Origin of the sequence: Photobacterium kagoshimensis, from assembly GCF_050337045.1 — a bacterium.
GTDB lineage: Bacteria > Pseudomonadota > Gammaproteobacteria > Enterobacterales > Vibrionaceae > Photobacterium > Photobacterium kagoshimensis.
Genome location: NZ_JAKJSO010000010.1, coordinates 1 through 24,797 on the forward strand (window position 1 = coordinate 1; position 24,797 = coordinate 24,797).

The following is a 24,797-nucleotide window of genomic DNA, read 5'->3' on the forward strand; positions in this document are numbered from 1 at the left end:
GACCAAGCTAATCAACGACCAAGCTAATCAACTAAAGGCTGACAGAAAAGCACGCCGTTGGATAAAGCGCTCGCGGTGGGTACTGCTGAAAAAAAGAGAGAACTTAAGCGCTAAACAGGCAAGTTACCTAGATGAAATACTGTCGATTAATCGAGATCTCATGATAACGCACTTACTTGGGGCTCAGCTCAAGGAGCTTTGGTATTGTGATTCAGAGGAGCAAGCTATCGGGTTATGGGAAGTATGGTGGCAGCAGGTGAATGAGAGTGGCATACAGCCTCTCATCAACTTCGCTAGAAAACTCAAACCTTACCTTCACGGTATCGTGGCATCCGCTTCATATCATCTGAATACTTGTACGCTGGAGGGGATCAATAACAAGATAAAACTCATCAAGCGTATGGGATACGGATATCGAGATACGGAATATTTCTTCCTAAAGATAAAAGCGGCTTTCCCCGGAAAGCCGCGATGAACCAGAAAAATGCCATAGGTTGGCAGTCAGGTTGAAGCGATTGTTATGTGCTAATTTCGTTATACATATGTAGTATTGGAAAAACCTGCTCCCAAGCTTCTTTTACTATTTTACCTCTATCATCGTTTGGCGTAGCTAAACGGTACACCCTCGCTTCAAGATTCAGTATTCTATTAAATTCTTGATTGCCTTGGTTGAGCTGAATGATCTTAAACAATCTTGCGCACATAGCTAAATGCCCTAAATAAATCTCCCTGTGACTTGCATCTACGTCATTCCCTTCTAAGGCCAAATGTAAAACCTCGGTTAAATCAGCCAAGTTGCAGAGTATATATTCTTTCAATGGAAAACCCTTTTTGTACGCTCAGACGTTCCTTAAGTTATTTTTCAACTTGCTTGTCAAAACATCATTTTATCACACTCAAAAAAGGACTTACATCAAACTATTTTGATGTTTTTTTAGGATCTGGCACATAACATTTTCTTCTACGTAACCGAGTCGTAAAACCTACCAGTGCGGGTAGATAGACGTATCAGTTAGGACCTATTCTTTACGGCCTTTTTGAAACTGACCTTACACTCATTTTCAGTGTTATTTGCTCTCGCTACTAATTCTGGTCATCGCCTTTGCTCTGCTCTTGTGCACAATCTCTATCTGGCCTAACTTTACTGTATATAAAAACAGTTAAATTTAAAAGTATGGATATACCAACCCCATTAAAACAACACTCGGATAATTTCACTCAGCGCTATCGTCGTTATATGCGAGCGCGAGGGTTAGCCTATAGTAGCGAGAAAACCTACTTATACTGGGCTATGCGCTTTATTAAGCATGGGAAATACAAGCGTCAAAGTGACATTCGCTCAGATGATATTTCGACTTATCTTGAGTTTCTTGTGATTAAACGGAATATTTCCCCAAATACGCAAAAGACAGCACTTAACGCGTTAGTCTTTTTATGTCGTGAGTTTTTAAAACTTGAGGTTGAAGATTTAGCCTTTTGTAAGTCAAAGAAGGCAATCAAACTTCCTGTTGTTTTCTCTCATAGTGAGGCAACAACGGTGATAGAAGCCCTAGATTATCCATTTAAGCTTATTGCACAACTCATGTATGGCAGCGGGCTTCGCTTGAATGAGGCACTTAGGCTCCGCCTTAATGATATTGACTTCAATGCAGGTACAATTACAGTAAGAAGCGGTAAAGGGAATAAAGACAGGCAAACTTTGCTCGCCAAGTCACTCTATGCTGATATTAGTCAGCAAATAACACAAGTTAACCTCACCCATGATAGAGATCTAAACAATAATCTGGGGGAAGTTTATATGCCCTTTGCGTTAGCCAGAAAATACCCCAACCATGCTAAATCGTTACATTGGCAGTATCTATTCCCTGCCCCCAAAATCAGTAAAGATCCTCGTACAGGGCGGCACCTACGCCATCACATCATGGATCGCACAATGCAACGACGGATGAAACTTGCCATAGCAGCATCAAATATTACAAAAAAAGCAGGGTGCCACACCTTTAGGCATAGTTTTGCGACACGGCTATTAGAAAGCGGTACTGATATTCGAAGCATCCAAGAACTGCTTGGTCATTCTGATATTAAAACAACACAGATTTATACTCACGTTGTGGGAATACACCATACAGGGGTTATAAGTCCGATGGATAAATAACTCTACTTTATCCACGCTACCGCACACCCGTTTCATTTTGAGTGTCTACGTGTATTCGCACCAATGTATGAAATAGCATACTACACGAACGAAAACCCAAAAATAAGAGCCAACATCAAACAACTGTTGATTTTTAAGGCTAACCTATTATTTAAATCATGGAAGGCCTGCAATATATAGAGCTAAAAGCACGTTAACTTACATGATTAATGAAAAATGCACTTACCAGAGAACATAAAAGAAACTGATTTTTAACAGATTACTTAACAACGCTAGCATGCCTTATAAATAGTAAGCTACACACACCATCCCAAATAGCGACAATCTATCCCCAACTATGGGATTAACATTGGTTACTACAGTTTAGATTTTACAGCAAAAATGAGAGAGAGGGATGATATAGAACATGCATGTAATGACAGGAAATATAGGCAAGCTAGCATGAGGCGACTTGAAGCTCGTCTAATCGTGTCGTCCAGCGATTAGACCGAAATGCTTGTCTCATATGCCAATTGGTTGAACTCATAACAGAGGCTGGTTTTAATCCATTTTTATAACGAGAGTTGATCGAATCGCTGATCGACATTAAGTCTCTGCGCTTTGACTCAACCAATGCACTTGTATCAAACATATCAAGTTGAAATGTGTTATTCCCCGCGTCTGATAGCTCATCGAGGATCACTCCAACTTTTTGATACTCATAGCCTGCACGATAAATTTGCGTTAGTTGGCTCAGTGCACAATCTAAAAACTTGTAGGTATCCTGACTTGGGCACGCTAAAGGAACAGCACTACTGCGGTTATATTGTGGCGCATCTTTATGTCGGTTAGTACGCAAAAATATGCCCACAATATTGGCCTGACTCCCCTGCCGACGCAGTTTTTCACCCGCACACTGACAATGGAACGCAAGCGCTGCCTTTAAATCATCAAACTGAGTAATGCCAACCCCAAAGCTGCGGCTCGATAAAATTTGTTTTTTAACGTCATCGATATCCCTTGGGTCAATACAAGCTATGCCCTGTAGCTCCAACACTGTTCGAGCTAATCCAACATTCCAAAGCCGTTTAATATCCGATGGTTCACTGTCTGCAAGTTGTAGCGCATTAACGATGCCCGCTGTTTGTAAGCGTGTCGCTGTTTTTGCACCAACGCCCCATATTGATTGCACATCCGTACGCTCTAGCAGCCAACGTCGCTTGTGGTCAGAATCAATCTGAATCACACCTCTCACTTTGTGTTCATACTGCTTAGCGGCTTGATTCCCAAGTTTGGCTAAAGTCGGTGTCGCGCCAATTCCAACACGCACTGGCAACCCAATATTGCGCTCAATCGTTGCCTTCATTTCGCGACCATATTCAGTTAAATCCTCGAGTTTAAATCCGTCTAAACGCACAAATGCTTCATCTATGCTGTATTGCTCTACATGCGGCGAGAACTGACTCAGCTCTTCGATAAATCGGCGGCTCATATCTGCGTATAAGGTATAATTTGAGCTACGCACCTGGACACCTAATTGTTTAGCTTCACGAGAAATTTTGAACCATGGCGCTCCTCGATTTATCCCTAAAGCCCTTGCTTCGGGTGTCATGGCGACGCAGCAACCATCATTGTTACTCAAGACCACCAGCGGCTTATTCGCCAGCGTAGGATCAAACAACTGCTCACAAGAGCAATAGAAAGATTTCGCATCCACCAGCGCCCACACTTGGTTTCGGTTACCATCAAATCCGACTGTCATTACACTTTCAACAAGTCATGAATATTGCGTGTCACCACACCGAAGATTTCAGAGTCTTCAGGTAATGGAAAAGGCGCCATCATGCTACTCTCCGCTTTCAACCACCAGCCGCCGTTATGACGAATTAAACGCTTACAGGTAAATTCATCATAAATACGCGCAATAACAATCCGCCCCGGCGCGATAGGCTCAGCCCTATCAACCACCAGCAGATCGCCGTCATAAATTCCAATCCCTGTCATCGAATCACCTGCCGCACGCAACATGAAGGTCGCATTCGGGTTACGGATCAGAAAATCATCCAGATCTAAGTTTTCTTCATGGCCATCAGCAGGCGATGGAAAACCACAGCGCACTGATTCAGTAAAAAAAGGGAGCAGAGCCATCTATTGCCTCATCAAAAACAAATAACTGTATATTTATACAGTTTAATTGTATTCCCGACAAAACGTTACTATTTATGTGGATTTACCTTTATAAATGAACACTAAATCACCATAGGGCTATGATACTAAACAGAAAGAATGCTCACACTCTCTTCTAGACCTCGCCTTTTAGGCTTAGCCACATAGAAGGGAATAGGAAAAAGTCGCTATTGAGTCCTATATTTAAACCACTGAGGATAAGTTACTGGCTTTAGCCCTAACTTACCCCATTATTTAGTTGTTCACTCGCACAGCCACTGATGCTATGCATCAAGGGAGATAGATATGGAATTTAAAAATTCTCATGGTGAAACAGCCCAACTCGCAGATAACCTCACATTGAAAGAAGTGGTCGACATGGGGTTTTCAATTGATATTTGCGATGACAATTATGATCCGCAAGAACATTGGCAGATTAAGCAAAAGAAACAGCAGGAAGGGGAATATTAATTCTCATATTGCTCTGAACAATGACGATCCAAAAGACATAAATGTATCGCTTGTTCAGAGCAAAGCTGAGTGATAAAAACCGCTAAAAGTTTGTTTTTTAAACGTTCAATCGACATTTATGTGATATAGATCACACTGGAAAAATAAGCACTTTCTTTAAACTGAAAATTTGCCATTATGTATCTCGTTCGATGCAAATCACCTTCTGAATTTACTTCAGCATAAAGCGGGCATCGTATAATGGCTATTACCTCAGCCTTCCAAGCTGATGATGCGGGTTCGATTCCCGCTGCCCGCTCCAGTTTCTTATTTGTTACAATCCCAGCTTTTATAATTAAACGCTTTAATGCGTGTTTTTCTGTATCTGTTATTCAGACTAATTCCAATAATACGCAGACCATTAGCCTAAAAAAAACCAGCAGGCGTTATACCTACTGGCTTCATAAAGTACATCTTCAAGCAGCAACCATAGAACAGCACCCTCATGGTTGTGCAACAATAACGCTTAGGCTACCGCTTCTACTACTTTTTCCAATTTCACCGCCGCTACCTTAAATTCAGGGATTTTGGCATGCGGATCCGTTGCTGTGGTTGTTAAACGGTTCGCCGGTGATTCAGCAAAATGGAAAGGTACAAAGACCACACCCACTTGCATACGCTTCGTCACAAACGCTGGCGCTTCAATAAAGCCTCGGCGAGTGGATAAACGCACTACTTCACTATTACGAATACCTAAACGTTCAGCATCCGTAACCGACATCATCACACGAGGGCCCGCAAGGTTATCTAACCCCTTGGTTTTGCGTGTCATCGTGCCTGTGTGGAACTGCTCTAATAAACGCCCTGTCGTTAATACCAAGGGGTATTCATCATCTGGCAATTCAGCAGCATAACGGAATGGAATAGCAGCCATCTGCCCTTTACCACGGATAAAGCTTTCCGTGTGCATGATGCGCGTACCTTGATGATTGTCATCTCGACACGGCCATTGCAAACCATCACGGCCAACGCGATCCCAATGAATACCTGCGTATTGCGGCGTCACTTGGGTGATCTCTTCGGTAATATCTTTCACAGAAGTGTACTGCCAATCCGCGCCCATCGCCTGAGCCACATCTTGAATAATACGCCAGTCTTCTTTCGCTTCACCCGGTGGATTAACCGCTTTTGAAATGCGTTGTACACGACGTTCCGTATTGGTGAAGTGACCATCTTTCTCGGCAAACGAACAAGACGGCAGAACAACATCCGCATACTGCGCGGTTTCTGTTAGGAAGATATCTTGCACAACCAAGAAATCTAACGCTTCTAATGCTTCAATCACGTGCGCTTGGTTAGGATCACTCAACACTGGGTTTTCACCCATCACGAATAAGCCTTTCACTTTATGGTGACAAGCTGCATCAATGATTTCTGTTAGTGTGAGTCCGGCTTCGCTTGGTAAGGCTGGCTGCTGCCATGCTTCAACAAACTTTGCGTGAACCTCTGGATTATGGACTTTCTGATAACCCGGGAAGTTGTTTGGTAACGCGCCCATGTCACACGCACCCTGCACATTAGACTGACCACGCAGTGGATTAATACCACCACCTTCAATACCTATGTTGCCACACAGCATTTGTAAGTTAGCAATCGAACGTACGTTGTCGTGACCTGTCGTGTGCTGAGTAATACCCATAGAGTAATAAACAGCAGTGCGTTCCGCGGTACCTATCATCTTGGCCATTGCTTTCACGTCGGCGGCTTTAATGCCCGTGATGAGTTCAACTTTTTCTGGCGAGTATGCCTCTTGCATCACTTCTGCTTTTAACGCTTCGAAACCTTCGGTGCGATCATCGATATAAGCACTGTCATGCCAGTTATTTTCGATGATTTGCTGCATGATGCCGTTAAGTAGCATTACATCGGTGCCTGGACGTTGCGCGACATACAGCTCTGCATGTTCTGCAATGTCGATCTTCTTCGGATCGGCGACGATCAAGCGAGCACTACCCTGCTTCAACGCCTGCTTAATGTGCGAACCAATGATAGGGTGAGCCGCAGTGGTGTCAGAGCCAATAATAAACACCAGATCAGAGTGTTTGATCGATGGAATATCATTGGTCATCGCGCCACTACCAATAGAGGCTTCAAGGCCTGTCACTGTCGATGCATGACATAAACGGGCACAGTGATCGATGTTATTGGTTAACAGTTCACGGCGGAACAGTTTCTGGAAAGCATAGTTATCTTCGTTGGTCGTTTTCGCCGACGAGAAGCCCGCCAGTGCATTACCACCGTGCTGCGTTTTGATGGAAGAAAGCTTATCGGCCACAAGTGTGATCGCCTCTTGCCACGTTGCTGGTTGCAACTCACCATCACGGCGGATCAATGGCGTGGTTAAACGCTCATCACTGCCGACAAAATCAAAACCAAAGCGCCCTTTCACACACAGCATACCTTGGTTAACTGGTGAATCTTTAGCGCCCTGGACATAACGGATTTGGTTACGTGATTCATCCACCAGCATGGTCAATTTACAGCCCACACCGCAGTAGGTACAAATGGTATCGACTGGCTTAAGCATTTCGATACGGCCTTGGGATTTATCACGCGCATCGGTCAATGCACCTGTTGGGCAAACCTGCACACAGGCGCCACATTGCACACAATTTGAATCGCCCATGCCGTAGCGCTTGTCAGAGCCCTTATCCCCACCCTTATCAAAACCAGGACGACATTCAGGGCGGTTCGCACTGGTGCCATCTTCGTTTTTCAAAAAGCTCAATACGCCATGAACCGCTTGGTTACTACAGGTATCAACACACTGACCACAACTGATACAACGGTTGGCATCGAATACTATAAATTCAGAGGTGTTATCGACCGCGAATTTTTGGCAACTGGCTAAATCAATCTCGGTTTCTTCAACTTTATATTCGGTCGCAAAATCACGCAGCTTACAATCTGTATTGGCTTGGCAGCCACACTCTAGGCAGCGCTCTGCTTCACGGATCGCATCTTCATTACTAAAGCCCGTTTCAACTTCCGCAAAGCTCAGCTCTCGCTCTTTGCTTGTTAGCTCAGGCATCACAGAGCGCATCACCTTCTTGAGGCTTTCGAACTGCTTGGTATCTACTTGTTTAAGTTTTGGCGCTTTTTGCGAATTAAACGGCTTAACAGGAATGTGTTCCATCGAACCGTTGAAGAAACGATCAATTGCCTCAGCCGCGACTCGACCATCCGCTACCGCTTCAATTGCAGTAGCAGGGCCACGACGGAAATCACCAATACTGAACACATTGCCCGTGCCTGAGTGCATGGTCTCTGGGTTCGCATCTTGCGTGTTCCAGCGCGTTAATGGCAAATCGAGCTTTTCATTGTCCATGAAAGACAAATCAGGCTTTTGCGATACTGCCGCAATGACAGTATCAAAGGCTTCGGTGAAGTACTCACCTGTGGCTTCAGGGCGACGACGGCCAGAAGCATCTGGTTCACCCAGTGCCATTTTTTCCAATTTTACTTCACAAACACGGCCATTCTGATCGGCAATGTTTTCGACAGGATTGGTCAAAAAGTGGAATTTCACACCCTCGTGCTCGGCTTCCACAATTTCGTAATCTTCCGCGGGCATTTCATCACGGGTACGGCGGTAAATTAGCGTGGTATCCGCCCCCGCACGCACCGCAGTTCGTGCACAGTCAATCGCGGTGTTACCCCCACCGATGACAGCCACTTTTTTACCCGTGGTGTATTGCTTATCGGTCACATAGTCTTTGAGGTAATCAACACCTAGGTAACAGCCATCAAATTCACTGCCTTGATAGTGCATTTCAACCGCTTTAGAGGCGCCAACAGCCAAACAGACAGCATCATAGTCATCGCTCAATTGCGATAAGGTGAAATCATCACCCAGTTTTTTACCGGTTTCGATTTGCATACCGTTACGGCACATCAATTCGATTTCTTGATCAAGAATCGCTTTTGGCAGACGGTACTCCGGAATACCGTAACGTAGCCAACCGCCAGCATGGGGCATAGATTCAAATACAGTGACGTTGTAACCTTCGTTAGTTAAGTAATAACCACAGGTTAAACCACCAGGGCCACTGCCCACGACCGCAATGGATTTACCTTTCGCGGGCTTTTGTTCTGGTACATAACTTTCTTGAGCAGCAAGATCGATATCCGCCGCATGGCGCTTCAACTGACGAATAGCCAGAGGCTCATCGACAATACTGCGGCGACATTCGGTCTCACAAAATGCAGGGCAAACACGACCAATAGATAAAGGCATAGGCAACGTGCGCTTAATCACTTCTACCGCTTTTTGGTGGTCATTTTGCGAAATATGGTAAAGGTAAGATTGAATATCCACACCTGCAGGGCATGCCGTTTGGCAAGGTGCTTCACAGTCTGCATAGTGATCAGACATGATGCGATTCAACGCTTTTTGGCGGGTCGATACTATCTCTTCTGACGTGGTGGTGATCGTCATACCTGCTTGAGGTTTGATTTCACACGCACGTTGGATACCTTGTCCCTCGACATCTACAACACAAAGACCACAAGGGACTTTTTCGCCCTTTTGGTTCAATCCACACAAAGACGGAATTTCAATTTGATGCTGACTTGCAGCATCAAGCAGTGACAGGTCCGCATCTAGTGCATACTCCTGCCCATCAATCGTGACATTAATCATTGCTTGCCTCTATTTATAATGCTCGGCACGCCTATTCAAAGAGGACCACTCAAAAGAGGATCCATACTGTTTGGGGAAACAGCCCTACATATTATTAGCTTCTGTTCAATATTGAGCGGTAGGGATAGATACAAAGCGCACCGAGGATGACGGATATATCATCAATTTTAATTATCCGATCACCATAAAACACGACAGTAGAAAATTCTTTGATTTGGGACACTAAGGCTGTTTATTCGCGCAAGAAATGAACTTGAAGCGCTTATATGCTAACCCTCAATTATTGATAATAATTATCAAATTGAGTTATCGAATAAAACATTAAAGAAATGTAAGCTTAGGTCGCTAACTATATACAAGCGATAGGGCGTGACTTAGCACACCGAGCCCTTTATAATTTAATGATAAACATAACAATTTCTGTGAAGAATTTTAGTAAAGACTATGAGCAACCTTTTAGACTCAGTTGATTTGCGCACCCAGTTAGTTGGTGAAAACCGACTGGAGCTGCTTATTTTCCAACTCAATACATCACAACTTTTTGCCATTAACGTGTTCAAAGTGAAGGAAGTGGTCAAGCTGCCACACTTACATTCGTTACCTGGTTCGCACCCTAATATTTGTGGCGTTGCCAATATCCGTGGGTTATCGATCCCTGTTATTGACCTTCGTTACTCTGTTGGCATGCGTGCTATCGAGCGCAACGAAGACTGTAACCTGATCATTACCGAATACAACCGTACTATTCAGGGCTTCTTGGTCGGCCAAGTCATGAACATTGTAAACATGACCTGGAAAGACATTCAGCCGCCACCAACTCAGGTCGGTAAAGAGAACTATCTGACGGCGATCACCAAGCTTGAACGTGACGGCATGACGCGCCTTGTGAGCATCATCGACGTAGAAAAAGTGCTGGCACAGATCATTCAGTATGATGTGCAAGTTTCAGAAGACGTGCTAGATCAGAAGTTAGTCGAACAAATGCCTGGTCGTAAGATCCTGATTGTTGATGACTCATCGACGGCACGCGCACAAATTCGAGATACACTGGCTCAATTCGGATTAGAAGTTATCGAAAAGAGTGACGGCTTAAAAGCACTAACCATGCTCAAACAGTGGTGTGATGAAGGTAAAAATATTCACGATGAAATTCTGATGATGTTTACCGATGCCGAAATGCCAGAGATGGACGGCTACAAGCTGACACATGAAGTACGAAACGACCCGCGCATGAGCGATTTATTCATTGCCTTGAATACCTCACTCAGCGGTAGCTTTAACGAAGCTATGGTGAAAAAAGTCGGTTGTAACCGCTTTATTTCTAAGTTCCAGCCTGACCGCTTAGTTGAAGTGGTACAAGACCGCTTACGTGAAGTACTTGGCTTTGAGTTTGTTGATTAATCAGCAGCGATAAACCAGCAACTCAACCGACAAAAACTCGCCTAGTGCGAGTTTTTTGCTTCTAGTGCCACTAGCAATACACCAAGCTAAGATGTAACACAGTCACTTTTGTTAGCAGCATAATAAAATTACGATCTTCGAGTAGCGTGATTAAATAATCCATCTCTATCATCCTTTATATTTCATAAATAACAGCGTTCTAATTTGCTGCTTGCATTGCAATCTGCAACACACCTTTATATTTCATTGAATTTTCATACGGCATACGTTTTGCTTTAAATAACAAAGCACTTTATTCATGAGAGCCAGAATGAAAAATATCGCGATTGTTGCCCCAACCTTTCCAGTATTAAGCGAGACTTTCATACGTACCGAAGTTGAATCGATACAAGAGAGCGGCCATCAAGTCATGGTGTTTACTTTTCAAAAAAACACCGTCGCAGGTGCCCCCACAAATAAACAAAAAACGATGTATCCCGTTAAAAAAATAGGTGAGGATTTTTATCTTTCTTTTTTAACCACTCTCTCTTTTGACAAAATAAAAAAGTGTTGGCAATTCATTAACGAACAAGATTCACTGCCTAAACGCTCATTGTTTTTCCACAGTTTGAAACTGGCTTCTCAGCTTGTCGAAGCCAACATTCACCATGTTCATGCCCACTTTAGCCAGCATACTGCTGCTCATGCGATTGCCGCGGCAAAATTAGCAGGGATCACTGTGTCTTTTGTTGGTCATGGACACGATGTGAATGAAACCCCTTTTGATATAGCGACCAAAATAAAGCATGCCGATCTGGTGATCGCCGTCTGCCAATATATGGCAGATAAATTTAATCACGCCTATCAAGGGAATATTCAAGTCTTGCACTGTGGTGTTAAAACCGCCTTGTTTACCCCGCAGCTGCGCCCTATTTCACCGCAATTAAAGTTTGTCTTTGTTGGACGGTTAATTGAATCAAAAGGGCTGACGTACCTTATTTCGAGCCTTAAGCCATTAATCAACCAATATTCATTTTCACTCGATATTATCGGTGACGGTGAACTGGCAGATTCACTCAAACAACAAGCGCATGATCTCGGGCTATCTGGCCATATCAACTTTATTGGTGCGAAGACACATCCATGGATCATTCAAAACCTCCCTTATTACGACTGTTTAATCGCGCCATTTTGTGTTGCACAATCAGGCAGTGTTGATACTGGGCCTTTAGTGTTAAAAGAAGCCATGTCGGTTGGTGTCCCTGTAATAACGTCTGATTTATCAGGCTGCAAAGAAATTGTGACCGCAGGCACTGGGTATATTGTTAAACAAAATAATGTTGAACAACTCACCCATGCAATAGAGCAATTTATTGCGCTACCACACCAAGAACGTCTCGTTATGGGGATGGCGGCACGTAAAAAAGTCAAAGACAGTTTTGATGCCCATAAGCAAGCTTTGACACTTTGTCGCTTGATTGATGCTTTACCGCCGTCACCACCTCAGCCGTCTTTTTCAACACGTCGTTACAGCCATGAATAATCATTATTAGCTGATGATGGTATTCGTCGCGGTCTCCACCGTATTATAAGGCGCAGCTTTTATTGCACGTTCCGATGCTTGCCATAACTGCAAAGTCTCTCCATGTAAGGTGTTGATCTTCTGATGCTGGGCATCATCAAAATTCGCAGCCAGTTGCAGGGCTAATATCATGAGAATCGCCAGTGGAAGCACCCATAATGGTGCCTCCTCGGTATGCTGGTTTGTTGGCATAATCACTCCATCCACATCATTACGCTAAACATAGCTAGGTTCATACATAGCTAAGCTCAAACATAGCCACGAAATTAAAACTGTACCATGCGGGTATCGTCTTGCTGGCTGCGCAAGGTTACGCGGCGGTCGAAGAAATCACCCTCGAAGTTTTGCTCTGCTTTTTCAGGGAACTGATCACCCATGGCATCAATCTCAAACTGCTCGCTATCCACACCACGCATTGCTAAATAGTCACGTACCGCATCGACACGGCGCATTGAAAGGTCCAAGTTTTTCTGAGTATCACCGCGACGATCCGCATAACCTGCTAGCTGCCAATTCACCTCAGGTGCTTGTTTCATCAACTCAGCAATATCATCTAGCTGACGTTGAAATTGCGGTTCAATCTCTGCAGAGCCCGTACGGAAATGAACATTCATCTCTAGTGCTAAATCAATTTGACGTTGGTTGTCATTCGCTTGCTGTAAACGCGCCATTTCAATTTGTGCTTGGTTGTAACGCTGACTGACTTTTTCAAGCTCGGTATTACGCGCGGTTAATTCACTCACTTCAGCATCTTGCGCCTTAATGTAATCTTCCTGACCAACCGTGGTACCAATAATGCCACCGAAAATTGCGCCGATGACCGCACCAGCAGGGCCGCCGACTAACACACCCACTGCTGCGCCTGAACCCGCACCAATTAATTGTTCTTGCTGGCCGACTTTGTATTCATCTTTTACTGCTTCATCTGCGTAAGCGGCTGGAGCCATCATAGAGGTTGCAAATGTTGCGGCGATAAGTGTTGAGATAAGCTGCTTTTTCATAATGATGTTCCTCATTCTGTTTTTAGTAAGGTTGGCGTTACCGAGTTACCTGGCCGTCTAGTGAGACAAAAGCCTGTTCTGACTCTTGAATGGGCTAGATAATGCTCGTCGCCGTTTCGATGAGGTAATTAAACCAAGAAGATCTGGCAATCTTAGGGAGCAAAAAAGGCAATGTGCTGATCAAATGTGGCAAAAAAAAGGCAATCTGGTTTCCCCCCTTTTTTCCCTAACTTTTTGTTGTATAGTCACTTCAATCCAATAGGCCTAAATACTATTAGCAGAAACCATAATGAAAAATATTGCGATTGTTGAAGACGAAGCAGCGATAAGAGAAAACTACACCGATGTACTCAAAAAGCATGGTTATATGGTACATGGCTACGACAACCGTCCCGATGCCCTGCACGCGTTTGAGCAGAAATTGCCTGACTTAGCCATTATTGATATCGGCCTGCAAGATGAGATCGACGGTGGCTTTTCGTTATGCCAATCATTACGGGCGATGTCGCCAACGGTGCCGATCATTTTCTTAACCGCCCGTGATAGCGACTTCGACACCGTCTGTGGGCTAAGAATGGGCGCCGATGATTACTTAACCAAAGACACCAGTTTGCCCCATTTGATTGCCCGCATAGCCGCCTTATTTAGACGCAGTGATTTAATGGCGATGCCCACTGAACAAGACAGCCTGATGGAACGCGGCCACTTAACCATAGATAAGAACCGCATGCAGGTATGTTGGAAACAGCAAGCTGTCGAACTTACCGTCACCGAATTTTGGATGGTTTATGCGCTTGCCAAACGCCCAGGTCATGTGAAAAGCCGTCAAGACTTAATGACGGAAGCACAGGTTGTGGTAGATGACAGCACCATTACTTCACACGTTAAACGCATTCGGAAAAAGTTTGTACAAAGTGATAGCGCATTTGATCGCATCGATACCGTCTATGGCATGGGTTATCGCTGGGGCGGCGAGTAAACCGCGGTATCTCGATGATAAAAAGCAAGAATATAGGTTGTAGGACAGATTATGTTTAAATTCGCAGTAGGCCTTCGTACTAAGGTTATTCTCATTTCCAGCTTGCTATTGGCATTGCCGTGGCTTGGCTACAAATATGTCTGGGAGATGGAGAAGTTACTGCGTCAAGGCCAAGAACAGACGCTGATTGGGACAACCCGTGCAGTGGCAACGGCCTTGAATGAGCGCCCTAACCTATTTAATGATCAAGCCAGCTTTCTCAGCAACGTCAAAAAAGGCCGTGACTTATACGCCTATAGCCTGCAATCACCAATTAAACTGGATGGTCGCTTAACCGATTGGGCAGCATACCAAACAAACATGACTCACTACGGGCGTGAGTTTAGCCAATTTAGCCGCCGTCCGTACTCTGCTGATAGCCTGAGCTTTCGTCACACTATAGGGAAATACCAAGGGTATTTGTATGCCATGTTTGACGTTAATGATCAATTCCCTGTGATGCGCCGAAAAAATTCACTGCGGGTCGATCGCAATGATCACCTGATTGTGGCTTTTACTTCACCCGATGACGTGTTTCACCGTTATGTCATCGCCGCCTATGAAGACGGCTGGGTCAACGCGTTTGAAGTTAATGGGGATATCTCTGATCCTAGCAACTTAACACCAGCCAATCATATTCAAGGGTATTGGCGCACCACAGACAATGGCTACAACATTGAATTGCGACTACCGTTGTCGGATCTTGGCAGCAAATTAGGGTTCACCTTTTATGATGTCAACAATCAATCAAATCGGATGATCGATGCCATTATTGGTACCTCAAACACCTCGCAAGCGAGTCGCTTAGGCACGGTATTAATCCCCTCGCCTGAGATCGATAAAATCCTCAAAGGTATGGGCCACACCAGTTCACGTATTATGGTTATCGACCGCCACCAGCGCGTGCTGGCGCAAAGTGGGGATATTCAAGATTCAAATGGCGTGTGGTCGACCTCGGTCAAATATGACGATCGGGATAATTCATGGTGGACACAATTTGAAGAAGCCTATATCCACCCCATTTATTACCGTTTTTTCATTTCAGAGCCCGAAGCGTTTTCAGACAATGCCCAAGATGCCGCGTGGCTAAAAGGCGTACCCGTTGCGCAGGCATTGCAAGGCCGCGGCTATTCACAGTGGCGGATGTCGTCCGATGGCAAAGCTTTGATCCTATCTGCCGCCTACCCTATCTGGCTGGGTGACAAAGTGATGGGGGCTGTGATTGCTGAAGAATCAACCGTTGGCATTCAAATGCTCCGCAATCGCGCGTTGGAAAAGCTGTTCAATGTGTTTATTGCCATCATTGCCATTGGTACCGTTACACTATTTTTGTTCGCTTCCAATATATCGTCTCGTATCCGCCGATTACGCGATGAAGCCGAAATTGCGATTGATAGCCAAGGCCGAATTAAGCAAGACATGGTGGCCAGTGAAGACAGAGATGAAATTGGTGATTTATCACGCAGTTTGAGCGCGATGGTGGGGCGATTAGGCCAGTATCACCATTACCTTGAGCATCTCTCGTCACGATTGTCTCATGAACTCCGCACGCCTGTTGCTGTGGTACGCTCGTCGTTAGAGAACCTCTCTATGCACAATACCGATGCAGATTCAAAACGCTATATTGAGCGTGCAGAAGACGGTATTCATAGACTTAGTACCATTCTATCAAGCATGACGGAAGCAACCCGCATCGAACAGAGCATTCAAGGGGCAGAGAAAGAAACCTTTCCACTGAACGAGCTTGTTTCTGGCTGTTTACAAGGCTACCAGATGGCCTTTCCGAAACAGGCGTTCATTGTTGACGTACCTGAGCAGCCACTCATGTTTGAAGGTGCCCCCGACTATTTGGCACAGCTACTCGACAAGCTGATTGCCAATGCAGAAGAATTCAGCCCAGATGATAAGCCAATCAGCGTGATATTAGACAAGCACGCAGACTATGCTTCATTAACCGTCAGTAACTATGGGCCGTTACTGCCCGAAAACATGGAAAATCAATTACTGAACTCTATGGTTTCAATACGAGCACAAGAAAAGAAAAGTAAGCCGCACCTTGGGCTAGGGTTATATATCGCTCGCCTTATCACTCATTATCATCACGGTGATATACAAATTAAAAATAAAGCAGACGGGACAGGAGTGGCAGTAACAATCAAGTTCCCGCATACAGAGAAGTTACAAAATAGTTAAACGGTAAAGTAATACCGTCATAACAATGGCAACCACTGCGATCAAGATTTCAAAATGAGAGTCATGCATTGTTGTTTCTCCAATAAAAAAACCTCCAACTGACGAATATTCATCGTCGGTTACCGAACGGTTAAAGGTTTATAAATTCATCATATTTCGGGGTAGCTAGATAAAACCTGAACAGCGATAGTGCTTATCGTTTTATTTGTAGCTCCCCTTAAAAAGCCTGAAATATTGTGAAACAGCGCATCCTTTCTAAGCACTGACTCCCATTCATTCGCATCAAGCATTGCTTAACTCAAGTAAGCGACAACAATGCTCATTCTCTAAACCACCAATGCTGTTTTAGGCTGATTTTCAAGTCAAAAAGTTTAACGCTATATTTAAAAGGGATATTTATTGTGAAGCGGTGCTATCACGGTTTGATGCTAGGTTTGTTAGTGCTGATAAGCACACCAAGTTATTGTGAGCCATTTGAATCTACTCACCATATCGATTTACCCTTTAACCAATACAGCGCTTTAAGTTTACTGGCTAAATGGCAAGTAAGCTCCGCTGAACTGCCTGCGTTTATCGAGATGAATAATGACTCTTTATTTGGTGCGGACGGGAATGAAAATATGGTGCGTGATGATTACGAAAAAGCCTTACTTAATGCCTATCAGAAACCTGAATATGTGGTGATGGGGTTACTGTCGACCCATGTCTGGCAACGCTTATTACAGCTCAATGTCAATGAAGATACAATCACAACCAATAAAGAAGCCATCTCACTGCTTGTGAACAGCATGTCGATTAACCACTGCTACTACTTATTACAACAAGTCGATCAAAACTTAATGTCACCACTGCTTGTCTATTTCAATACTCAACAACGATTAGACGCCAAGAAATACGCAGAGCACCAATTGCTCGCTATTATTGGCAACCAGCAGCATAAAATTGAATTCCCCGCTGAGCCTTGTTCTGTTTTTGCTAATTTGATCCACTCCGAACCTATTCAGCACTATATTGATATTAACAATAACATCTAACAACAATCAGTTAATTCAAGGCAATGAAACATTCAAGCGGCTATCGCTACATTCAGTTTTCGTCCTTCACTTCAGGCAAAACATTGTCAGCCGAGGCATGCTCACTTTCATCGCTATCAACATCAATGAGTAACTCTTTCTCTTTTTCCACTAAAGCTATGTATTCTTGCTCGCACACTGACTGGGTGATCATATCGGCACCATAAGTGTCTAAACAAAGTTGGATATACTCCTGTTTAGATAATAAATACTCAGCTTGAGCAAAGGTTCCAACACTCAGTAATATCCCGCCAAGGCCCCACACTAGAACACTTTTTTTTACTGTGTCTCTAGCACCGAGACTGATATTAACAAAGTTGATACTAATTTTAGCCATAAGCCCCACCTCATACGCGCAATCAATTCGCTAAATCAGTTAAGCAAAAAACAGAGCATGAGGTTGGCTAGAATATGAGACAGCATTAACTTTAAAAAGCTATGATGAAAAAAGAGCATAGTCAGCAGACTATGCTCTTACATTACGAAGCATTACGGTATAAATCACTCTCTTTTCACAATAGCGCACTCAGGAATTCAACATATTCTGTAAAGCAATGCGCAGGCGTCAGTGATTCATTACGCTTTTATAGTGACCAATCTCGGTTTTGAAGCACAACACGATAACCGTCAACATCTTCAAACGTTTTACCAACGCCATTCCAATAAGGATTGTTAGATTCAACAACGTTGAAACCTGCATCGATCATGTTACGACACGCACGTTCCCATTCACGGCTACAGGCTACGTAGAAAACTAACAGGTTATCTAACGTCGCCGCTCGACCAACCGTCACACCGCGCTGGTGCGTAAACTCAAGGTGGTAAGGGTGTTTCGCGTGACCTAGCACAACGCCATCAAATCCATCATGATCTTCAAATTGCTTGACCATTTCAAAACCCAAGGCTTTGCTGTACATCACGGCAATGGCTTTTAGGTTATCGGTTGGGCGAACAACACGTAATGTTGCATCTCTAGGTATCATTTCTCATCGTCCTCTGATTATAGTTTTTTATGCTTTGGTGTAACTGGGGAAGTGACCAAAGTAACAAATGCTACAAGCTCAATAAGCATTGCGCTGTATATATTTCAACTGTGGCAATTGGACCCTATACCGTCAAGTCATTATTGCTCTAAACCTTGTTTTAAATCATAGGTTTGCTACTTGCGGCACATTTTCAAGAACTAACTGAGTCAGTTTAGATATAGTTAAGCCTTTTTATACCCAATAACATTATAGATAAGCATATGATTATTAAATTAATTATATTGAATAAAGTTCCCAACTCCCCTTTAGTTCAACCACCATCAAATTCCTATCTCTGTCCAACAAATCAAAAAGTGAGTAACAATGGCCAATGAATAACGTCACTTTTGATTAAGCTCAGGGTATAATGCTGCGGAAAATCTCTTTCGATACAAGGTAAAAAGGACATAATGAGTAAGCTCTTCACCTTCTTAAAAGGTATGGCAATGGGCGCAGCCGACGTTGTTCCCGGCGTTTCTGGTGGCACGATTGCATTTATCACAGGAATTTACGATACGCTGCTTGAGAGCATCCGTCGTATTAACCCAAGTCTTCTAAAAATCTGGCGCAATCAAGGCTTCAAAGCGGCATTTGAGCACATTAATGGCGTCTTTTTGATCGCATTATTTGGCGGGATCCTAACCAGTATTTTTACCTTGGCACGTGTTATAACTTGGATGCTGCACACTCACCCAATCCCACTGTGGTCATTCTTCTTTGGCTTAATCATCATTTCTGTTATTCATATGCTAAAGCAGATTGAAAGCTGGAAATTAAACCGAGTGGTGGCCTTAATTGCAGGTGCAGCTTTTGCTTACGGTATTACAGTACTGCACCCGCTACACATGGAGCCAACATCATTAAACCTATTACTTGCAGGTTCAATCGCAATTTGCGCCATGATTTTGCCGGGTATTTCAGGTAGCTTCATCTTGCTGCTGTTGGGCATGTATGCCCCTGTTTTAGCAGCAGCAAAATCACTTGATATTATTACCTTGGCACTATTTGCGACAGGCTGTGTCATTGGCTTGCTAAGCTTCTCGCACGTATTGTCTTGGGTACTGCGCAACTACCGCGACATCGCCCTTACCTTCTTAACCGGTTTAATGATTGGTACCCTAAGCAAAATCTGGCCATGGAAAGAAACATTAACGTGGCGTACCAACTCTAGTGGCCAACAAGTGCCGTTATTAGAACAGAACTTATCGCCTTTTAACTTTGAACAAGTTACCGGGCAACCCTCACTGGTTATCTACGCGGTTATCGCCATGATGCTGGGTTTTGGTTTAGTTTGGGGCTTAGAGAAGTTCGCAAGCGACAAGTAATCCAATCTAAGTAATCCAATCAAAGCGCCTTCCGTGGCGCTTTATTCTTCACACTGTCCACATCCCGCTTAAAACACACCAACCTTAGAAAAATTCACCAATAACAACACCGCGATAGCCTAGCTTGCTCACAGAAATCAACCTTCAAACTGCTGCTTGTTAAAACAAATGCTAAGATTCACAAAGTTGTTACAAAACAATCCACTACCATTATGAATCTAGCACTTTTATCTTCGCCACTGAGCTTAACCATTAAAAGCCTCTTCTTTTTTGCAGTCGGTATCGCAAGTTATGAGCTTATTAATCGCTATATAAACCCGACCATAGCCTTGGTTTCTGAGTGCGAACTTAGTCGCACGCCATGCCGTGTGGATGATGCAACTTTGTCTCTCGAAAAAGATCGCGTTGCTCCTATGGTCAGCAATCGATTATCGGTAAATTGGAATGCTCTGCCAAAAGACGTAAATAGCATAATGCTGTCACTGGAGGGGCATGAAATGATGATGGGCACTTACAAACTCTTGCTAACACGCGACACCAACCAAGCATTCACTGGCGATTTATTACTGCCAGTGTGCACATCAGATACTATGACTTGGTTTGGTACTATCGCGCCCATTGATAGTGATTTAATGATCGAACCTCTGCCCATTTCAGTAAGGATGACCCAATGAAATTCCAATGGATTGTTTTAGCCTTAGCACTCGGCGCTGGCTTGCTCACACGCTTTATTGTTGATCAAAACGGCAACACGGCATCAACAACACAAGCTCCCAGTCAGGGACAAAACAGTTCTGTCGATATTCATTCGCTGTACAGTGGCAAAGAAACCATTAACTTATTTGCAGAGGATGATAAAAGGTTACGCATTGTCTATTTTGGCTATACCCATTGCCCCGATGTATGTCCAACCTCACTGGCCGTTTTATCAGCGGCGCTACAGTCGCTATCACAAGACGATTTAACGCAACTTTGGCCTGCTTTTATTACCCTAGATCCAGATCGCGATACACCCGCGAAGAGTGCTGAATATGCAGGCTATTTCCACGCGAACATTACCGGCCTTTCAGGATCAGATACGCAAATAAAAGCACTTGCCGAGAAATACGGCGTACTTTACATGCGAACCGAGATGAAAGATTCGGCGATGAAGTACTCGGTCGACCACAGCTCATATTTTTACCTATTACAACCTGATGGCACGCTCGTTGAAAAAGTGCCACACACCTTAAATAGCGCCATTTTAGTCGATGCTATTACGCGTAATCTGCCACAACAGCTGGCAACAAATTAGCTCAACATAAGGAAATAAGAATGAAACTAAAGACGCTTGCCTGCTCTGCTCTTCTATTAGCATCAACAACAGCTTCAGCGGATGTGATGGTTCATGATGCTTACGCACGTGCCACCCCGCCCAATGCAGTTAACAGTGCCATCTTCATGCACTTGATGAATAAAGAAGACACAGCACGCCAAATTATTGATGCACAAAGTAATGCTGCGGATGTCGTCGAGCTACACAATCACATTATGACGGACGGCATGATGCAAATGCGCAAAGTAAACAGCATCGATATTCCAGCAAATGGCATAGCGGAATTAAAGCCTGGGGGTATGCATATCATGCTGTTAGGTTTAAAAGGTGATCTGCAGGAAGGAGAAGCCATTAAACTGACGCTAAAATTTGCCAATGGCGAAGAAAAAGAGCTGTCTGTTCCAGTGAAAAAAGTGATGGCTGGAATGAAAAAAACACATGCTCACACCACAAAAACTAAAACCCAGTAAGCATTCCAAAACCAAGTAAACATCAGCGATGCAGACAGATTTCTCGCGATTGAGAGCGCTAATTTTGAACAATTAGATTTTTTAACGAGCATTTTTAGGAAGTTATGCCATAATCAATTTGCCGACTAAAACATTTTGTTACTCGGTTTGTAGTGGCAAACTAGGAGAATGTAAAAAAATGAATCGTTCATTACCTATCCTTGCTGGTATCATCTTAAGTGCAGCTCTTGTGGGTTGTTCTAGTTCTGATGAGCCAGACGCAATGCAACAACTAACTAACAAAGTAGACATGCTATCTGATCAAGTTGGTGCGTTACAAAGCCAACAAGACCAAATGGCCGGTGCAGTAAACGATGCGAAAGCGTCGTCTGATGCAGCATACCAAGAAGCAATGCGTGCTAATCAGCGTATTGACAACATGGCTAGCTCATACACAAAATAAGCAATATTGTAATGAAAAAGTGGTGCACTTAGCTGCACCACTTTTTGTTACCGCTATCTTAAACCTCGCTCAAGCTGGTTACTCTAAAGTCGAATAACAGCTGATGTCTAACCTTGGCCTTCCACACCGTTATGGTTTGATATCACTTTCCCTTTCTTAGCCTCCATAGCAGCATTATCTATTGCTAGTTCAGCGCTTTAATCTCAACAGGAATACCCATCTGTAAATTCAATGCAGCATTAAGTCGGGCATAAGCTCTGTCATCATTCGCGATGGTAAGCAAAAGATCTTCGTCGGCTTTCACTGTTTTATCTTTACCTAACTGAGATTCTGTCTTTGACAGTGGCTGATGCACCTCGACATATAAAGAACCATCAGGCTCTTCTGTCTGCTTGAGCGCTTGGTCGATAATACGTACCTTGGTGCCTTTCGGTATTTGTGGGAAAAGCCATTCGATGTCCCACGGATTCATTCGAATACAGCCAGAACTCACACGCATCCCAATACCAAAGTCTTTATTAGTACCATGGATCAAATATTGTCCATTACCGTGCGCTAACCGCATTGCATAATCACCTAATGGGTTTTCAGGACCAGCAGGGACTACCGCTGGTAACTCAATATCTCTTTTTTCACGGTATTCTTTACGAATATTTGCAGTGGGTGTCCACGTTGGATGCTTGGTTTTTTGACTGATCTTGGTGGTCATTAATGGCGTTTCACGCCCGACTCGACCAATACCAATCGGAAACACATGCACGACATCCTGATCATCAGGAAAGTAATATAAACGCAGCTCAGCTAAGTTTATCACCACGCCTTCACGATCAACTTTAGGTAAAATAAGTTGTGTCGGAATAGCTAATAATTTCCCAGGAGCCGGCAAAAAAGGGTCGACACCTTTATTTGCTTCCAGCAACGCTAAAAAGCCCACATTGTAACTGTTTGCTATGTCGGCAAGACTATCGCCCTTCTCTACTTGATAGTACTCCATAGTACCAATCAAATTACTATTATCTTCTGGTAGTGGATATTCAATTGCATTGGCAATCGATGATGCTAAACATGTTAATGATATAAGTAATGAGCGATACACTGCTGCGCCTCCTGCCATCTTATGTGCTTATAAGTATGGCAAATTCTCTACTGTTCGTTGGTTGCGTTACTCTCAGGAATAATACCGAGACAATTTATTTATTGTTATAGCAGATTAAACTCACGCAATTGTCATCCAAATAACAAAAAAGGCGGCATCTGCCACCTTCTTGTCGACTTTACAATAATAGTGATATTTAATTTAAAGCCATGTTGCAGGCGATTGCATAGGTTTATGCATATTGCGCCGTTACCAACTTCCACGCTTTTCGTTGTTCATCAAGGCGCGATTTCATTTGCTCATACTGTTGAACAAATTCAAAATTTTCATAATGCTTCACTAAATGTGCTTTTCGTAATTCAAGCATACGTTTTTGTGCGCAGTAGTAATCCGAGATTTTCAGCATCAAAGCGTCGTATTCTTCTTCCAAGCGCTCAAGTCGCACTTGGCTATTTGGCGCGTCAGCCAATTTTGTTTGGAGTGTTTTAAGCAGCATAGTCGCACGCGCTTTTTCAATCCGATCTTCTGGGCATTTACGTAAATTCTTGGTCAGGCCGAACCATGAACACGCTTTAATTAACCATTTTGTCGGATCAAACTGCCACCAGCGAATACCATTGCGGTAATCGTTTTCAAAAATATGATGGTAGTTATGGTACCCCTCGCCAAAGGTTAAAAAGGCTAACAAGCCGTTATCGCGTGCTGTATTTTTATCAGTATAAGGTTGAGAACCCCAGATGTGTGCCAATGAATTGATAAAAAATGTAGTGTGATGGCTAAGCACTAAACGGACCACACCAACCAACAACAATGCCCCCCATACATCGCCATGGTTCAAACCAAAGGCAAGAGGAATACCAACGTTAGTTGTCAGCGCTAACCATGCATAGTTGCGATGTTGCCACATAACAACGCTATCTTTTTGCAAGTCTCGGCAATTGGAATAATCAGTGTAACGCGAGGCTTGATACTCACGCAACATCCAGCCTATATGGCTATAAAAGAAACCGCGCTTAGCTGAGTATGGGTCTTTGTCATTGTTATCAACATGGCGGTGATGAACTCGGTGATCGGAAGACCAATGCAAAATACTGTTTTGCAAGGCAAATGCCCCACCCAGTGCAAAAATAAACTTCAGTACACTATTGGCTTCATACGCTTTATGCGACCAAAGGCGGTGGTACCCCGCAGTAATAGACAAACCACAATAGCTAAATGCAGCCAATAACATCAGCCCTTGTGCCCAATCAAACCCGACGTAATACGCATATAAAGGCGTGCCTATTACAGCAACGGCAAAGGTTAGGCTAAAAATTGCCACATTTAGCCAAATCACTGGCGGTTTATTCGTTTCCATCTGCATAACTCTCAACTCAGCGAACAAGTGTACGCTAGAATAATCACCGACAATTTGTAGGTCAATGA

23 protein-coding genes and 1 tRNA gene are annotated in these 24,797 nt (G+C 43.7%); 14 read left to right on the forward strand and 10 right to left on the reverse strand.

Annotation, left to right across the window (positions count from 1 at the left end):
* The coding region (locus L4C35_RS05645; protein ID WP_428461965.1) for a transposase at window positions 1-475 on the forward strand (475 nt) is incomplete at its 5' end.
* Window positions 476-518: 43 nt separating this feature from the next.
* On the opposite strand, the gene L4C35_RS05650 is transcribed toward L4C35_RS05645, so the two are convergent.
* Window positions 519-818, reverse strand: coding sequence for a hypothetical protein (locus tag L4C35_RS05650; RefSeq protein WP_428461966.1), 300 nt, complete (start codon window positions 816-818; stop codon window positions 519-521).
* A gap of 356 nt (window positions 819-1,174) precedes the next feature.
* On the opposite strand from L4C35_RS05650, the gene L4C35_RS05655 reads away from it, so the two are divergent.
* Complete coding sequence (locus L4C35_RS05655; protein WP_428461967.1) at window positions 1,175-2,155, forward strand: integron integrase; 981 nt, start codon at window positions 1,175-1,177, stop codon at window positions 2,153-2,155.
* A 436-nt stretch (window positions 2,156-2,591) separates the two neighbouring features.
* Here L4C35_RS05655 and L4C35_RS05660 read toward each other — a convergent pair whose 3' ends face one another.
* Window positions 2,592-3,896 (reverse strand): Y-family DNA polymerase, encoded by a 1,305-nt coding sequence (locus tag L4C35_RS05660; RefSeq protein ID WP_428461968.1) that lies wholly within the window; start codon window positions 3,894-3,896, stop codon window positions 2,592-2,594.
* Window positions 3,896-4,282 carry a LexA family protein gene (locus L4C35_RS05665; RefSeq protein WP_428461969.1) on the reverse strand — a complete coding sequence of 129 codons (387 nt, stop codon included), beginning with the start codon at window positions 4,280-4,282 and terminating at the stop codon, window positions 3,896-3,898. The genes L4C35_RS05660 and L4C35_RS05665 overlap by 1 nt, the downstream gene beginning before the upstream one ends.
* A 324-nt stretch (window positions 4,283-4,606) precedes the next feature.
* Here L4C35_RS05665 and L4C35_RS05670 point away from each other — a divergent pair, with 324 nt between their 5' ends.
* A complete protein-coding gene (locus L4C35_RS05670; protein ID WP_162845618.1) occupies window positions 4,607-4,771 on the forward strand; it encodes a hypothetical protein in 165 nt (54 codons plus the stop codon).
* Between the two features lie 226 nt (window positions 4,772-4,997).
* Window positions 4,998-5,072 (forward strand) — tRNA-Gly (locus tag L4C35_RS05675).
* Between the two features lie 204 nt (window positions 5,073-5,276).
* On the opposite strand, the gene fdhF is transcribed toward L4C35_RS05675, so the two are convergent.
* Window positions 5,277-9,452 (reverse strand): formate dehydrogenase subunit alpha, encoded by a 4,176-nt coding sequence (gene fdhF, locus L4C35_RS05680; protein ID WP_428461970.1) that lies wholly within the window; start codon window positions 9,450-9,452, stop codon window positions 5,277-5,279.
* A 444-nt stretch (window positions 9,453-9,896) separates the two neighbouring features.
* Here fdhF and L4C35_RS05685 point away from each other — a divergent pair, with 444 nt between their 5' ends.
* Window positions 9,897-10,853 (forward strand): chemotaxis protein CheV, encoded by a 957-nt coding sequence (locus L4C35_RS05685; RefSeq protein ID WP_428461971.1) that lies wholly within the window; start codon window positions 9,897-9,899, stop codon window positions 10,851-10,853.
* A gap of 310 nt (window positions 10,854-11,163) precedes the next feature.
* Window positions 11,164-12,375 (forward strand): glycosyltransferase, encoded by a 1,212-nt coding sequence (locus L4C35_RS05690; protein WP_428461972.1) that lies wholly within the window; start codon window positions 11,164-11,166, stop codon window positions 12,373-12,375.
* A 6-nt stretch (window positions 12,376-12,381) separates the two neighbouring features.
* On the opposite strand, the gene L4C35_RS05695 is transcribed toward L4C35_RS05690, so the two are convergent.
* Both L4C35_RS05695 and pdsO read right to left on the reverse strand, forming a co-directional pair.
* Window positions 12,382-12,606: a hypothetical protein gene (locus L4C35_RS05695; RefSeq protein WP_428461973.1), complete on the reverse strand. Its 225-nt coding sequence runs from the start codon at window positions 12,604-12,606 to the stop codon at window positions 12,382-12,384.
* Between the two features lie 74 nt (window positions 12,607-12,680).
* A complete protein-coding gene (gene pdsO / locus L4C35_RS05700) occupies window positions 12,681-13,415 on the reverse strand; it encodes a sortase-associated OmpA-like protein PdsO (RefSeq protein ID WP_428461974.1) in 735 nt (244 codons plus the stop codon).
* A 289-nt stretch (window positions 13,416-13,704) separates the two neighbouring features.
* On the opposite strand from pdsO, the gene pdsR reads away from it, so the two are divergent.
* From pdsR to L4C35_RS05715, 3 genes are all read left to right on the forward strand, one after another.
* Window positions 13,705-14,394 carry a proteobacterial dedicated sortase system response regulator gene (gene pdsR / locus L4C35_RS05705; RefSeq protein ID WP_107302696.1) on the forward strand — a complete coding sequence of 230 codons (690 nt, stop codon included), beginning with the start codon at window positions 13,705-13,707 and terminating at the stop codon, window positions 14,392-14,394.
* 51 nt (window positions 14,395-14,445) lie between these two features.
* Window positions 14,446-16,626, forward strand: a complete 2,181-nt coding sequence (gene pdsS, locus L4C35_RS05710; protein ID WP_428461975.1) for a proteobacterial dedicated sortase system histidine kinase — start codon at window positions 14,446-14,448, stop codon at window positions 16,624-16,626.
* Window positions 16,627-17,027: 401 nt separating this feature from the next.
* Window positions 17,028-17,660 carry a hypothetical protein gene (locus tag L4C35_RS05715; protein WP_428461976.1) on the forward strand — a complete coding sequence of 211 codons (633 nt, stop codon included), beginning with the start codon at window positions 17,028-17,030 and terminating at the stop codon, window positions 17,658-17,660.
* A 52-nt stretch (window positions 17,661-17,712) separates the two neighbouring features.
* Here the strand turns inward: L4C35_RS05715 and L4C35_RS05720 are convergent, their stop codons facing one another.
* Together L4C35_RS05720 and L4C35_RS05725 are read right to left on the reverse strand one after the other, a co-directional pair.
* On the reverse strand, window positions 17,713-18,036 hold the full coding sequence (locus L4C35_RS05720) for a hypothetical protein (RefSeq protein WP_428461977.1): 324 nt from the start codon (window positions 18,034-18,036) through the stop codon (window positions 17,713-17,715).
* A 247-nt stretch (window positions 18,037-18,283) separates the two neighbouring features.
* Entirely contained in the window at window positions 18,284-18,682 is a 399-nt protein-coding gene (locus tag L4C35_RS05725) for a VOC family protein (protein WP_428461978.1), read from the reverse strand.
* A gap of 452 nt (window positions 18,683-19,134) precedes the next feature.
* On the opposite strand from L4C35_RS05725, the gene L4C35_RS05730 reads away from it, so the two are divergent.
* From L4C35_RS05730 to L4C35_RS05750, 5 genes are all read left to right on the forward strand, one after another.
* The gene (locus L4C35_RS05730; RefSeq protein WP_428461979.1) at window positions 19,135-20,049 is read left to right on the forward strand and encodes a polyprenyl-phosphate transporter; all 915 of its coding nucleotides are present in this window, start codon (window positions 19,135-19,137) and stop codon (window positions 20,047-20,049) included.
* 212 nt (window positions 20,050-20,261) lie between these two features.
* Window positions 20,262-20,723 carry a hypothetical protein gene (locus L4C35_RS05735; RefSeq protein WP_428461980.1) on the forward strand — a complete coding sequence of 154 codons (462 nt, stop codon included), beginning with the start codon at window positions 20,262-20,264 and terminating at the stop codon, window positions 20,721-20,723.
* A complete protein-coding gene (locus L4C35_RS05740) occupies window positions 20,720-21,343 on the forward strand; it encodes an SCO family protein (RefSeq protein WP_428461981.1) in 624 nt (207 codons plus the stop codon). The genes L4C35_RS05735 and L4C35_RS05740 overlap by 4 nt, the downstream gene beginning before the upstream one ends.
* A gap of 20 nt (window positions 21,344-21,363) precedes the next feature.
* Window positions 21,364-21,834 carry a copper chaperone PCu(A)C gene (locus L4C35_RS05745; protein WP_428461982.1) on the forward strand — a complete coding sequence of 157 codons (471 nt, stop codon included), beginning with the start codon at window positions 21,364-21,366 and terminating at the stop codon, window positions 21,832-21,834.
* A 178-nt stretch (window positions 21,835-22,012) separates the two neighbouring features.
* Complete coding sequence (locus L4C35_RS05750) at window positions 22,013-22,276, forward strand: Lpp/OprI family alanine-zipper lipoprotein (RefSeq protein WP_048899034.1); 264 nt, start codon at window positions 22,013-22,015, stop codon at window positions 22,274-22,276.
* A gap of 184 nt (window positions 22,277-22,460) precedes the next feature.
* Here the strand turns inward: L4C35_RS05750 and L4C35_RS05755 are convergent, their stop codons facing one another.
* Both L4C35_RS05755 and L4C35_RS05760 read right to left on the reverse strand, forming a co-directional pair.
* On the reverse strand, window positions 22,461-23,372 hold the full coding sequence (locus L4C35_RS05755) for a L,D-transpeptidase family protein (RefSeq protein WP_428461983.1): 912 nt from the start codon (window positions 23,370-23,372) through the stop codon (window positions 22,461-22,463).
* Window positions 23,373-23,604: 232 nt separating this feature from the next.
* Window positions 23,605-24,729: an acyl-CoA desaturase gene (locus L4C35_RS05760; RefSeq protein WP_428461984.1), complete on the reverse strand. Its 1,125-nt coding sequence runs from the start codon at window positions 24,727-24,729 to the stop codon at window positions 23,605-23,607.
* Window positions 24,730-24,797: the final 68 nt, after the last annotated feature.

What these genes read in the sequence shown, in the direction of transcription:
- L4C35_RS05750 (WP_048899034.1), top strand. Translation starts at nt 22,013, where the DNA reads ATGAATCGTTCATTACCTATCCTTGCTGGTATCATCTTAAGTGCAGCT.
- pdsR (WP_107302696.1), top strand. Translation starts at nt 13,705, where the DNA reads ATGAAAAATATTGCGATTGTTGAAGACGAAGCAGCGATAAGAGAAAAC.
- fdhF (WP_428461970.1), bottom strand. Translation starts at nt 9,452, where the DNA reads ATGATTAATGTCACGATTGATGGGCAGGAGTATGCACTAGATGCGGAC.
- L4C35_RS05655 (WP_428461967.1), top strand. Translation starts at nt 1,175, where the DNA reads ATGGATATACCAACCCCATTAAAACAACACTCGGATAATTTCACTCAG.
- L4C35_RS05690 (WP_428461972.1), top strand. Translation starts at nt 11,164, where the DNA reads ATGAAAAATATCGCGATTGTTGCCCCAACCTTTCCAGTATTAAGCGAG.
- L4C35_RS05665 (WP_428461969.1), bottom strand. Translation starts at nt 4,282, where the DNA reads ATGGCTCTGCTCCCTTTTTTTACTGAATCAGTGCGCTGTGGTTTTCCA.
- L4C35_RS05735 (WP_428461980.1), top strand. Translation starts at nt 20,262, where the DNA reads ATGAATCTAGCACTTTTATCTTCGCCACTGAGCTTAACCATTAAAAGC.
- L4C35_RS05760 (WP_428461984.1), bottom strand. Translation starts at nt 24,729, where the DNA reads ATGGAAACGAATAAACCGCCAGTGATTTGGCTAAATGTGGCAATTTTT.
- pdsO (WP_428461974.1), bottom strand. Translation starts at nt 13,415, where the DNA reads ATGAAAAAGCAGCTTATCTCAACACTTATCGCCGCAACATTTGCAACC.
- L4C35_RS05745 (WP_428461982.1), top strand. Translation starts at nt 21,364, where the DNA reads ATGAAACTAAAGACGCTTGCCTGCTCTGCTCTTCTATTAGCATCAACA.
- L4C35_RS05730 (WP_428461979.1), top strand. Translation starts at nt 19,135, where the DNA reads ATGAGTAAGCTCTTCACCTTCTTAAAAGGTATGGCAATGGGCGCAGCC.
- pdsS (WP_428461975.1), top strand. Translation starts at nt 14,446, where the DNA reads ATGTTTAAATTCGCAGTAGGCCTTCGTACTAAGGTTATTCTCATTTCC.
- L4C35_RS05720 (WP_428461977.1), bottom strand. Translation starts at nt 18,036, where the DNA reads ATGGCTAAAATTAGTATCAACTTTGTTAATATCAGTCTCGGTGCTAGA.
- L4C35_RS05695 (WP_428461973.1), bottom strand. Translation starts at nt 12,606, where the DNA reads ATGCCAACAAACCAGCATACCGAGGAGGCACCATTATGGGTGCTTCCA.
- L4C35_RS05670 (WP_162845618.1), top strand. Translation starts at nt 4,607, where the DNA reads ATGGAATTTAAAAATTCTCATGGTGAAACAGCCCAACTCGCAGATAAC.
- L4C35_RS05685 (WP_428461971.1), top strand. Translation starts at nt 9,897, where the DNA reads ATGAGCAACCTTTTAGACTCAGTTGATTTGCGCACCCAGTTAGTTGGT.
- L4C35_RS05660 (WP_428461968.1), bottom strand. Translation starts at nt 3,896, where the DNA reads ATGACAGTCGGATTTGATGGTAACCGAAACCAAGTGTGGGCGCTGGTG.
- L4C35_RS05725 (WP_428461978.1), bottom strand. Translation starts at nt 18,682, where the DNA reads ATGATACCTAGAGATGCAACATTACGTGTTGTTCGCCCAACCGATAAC.
- L4C35_RS05740 (WP_428461981.1), top strand. Translation starts at nt 20,720, where the DNA reads ATGAAATTCCAATGGATTGTTTTAGCCTTAGCACTCGGCGCTGGCTTG.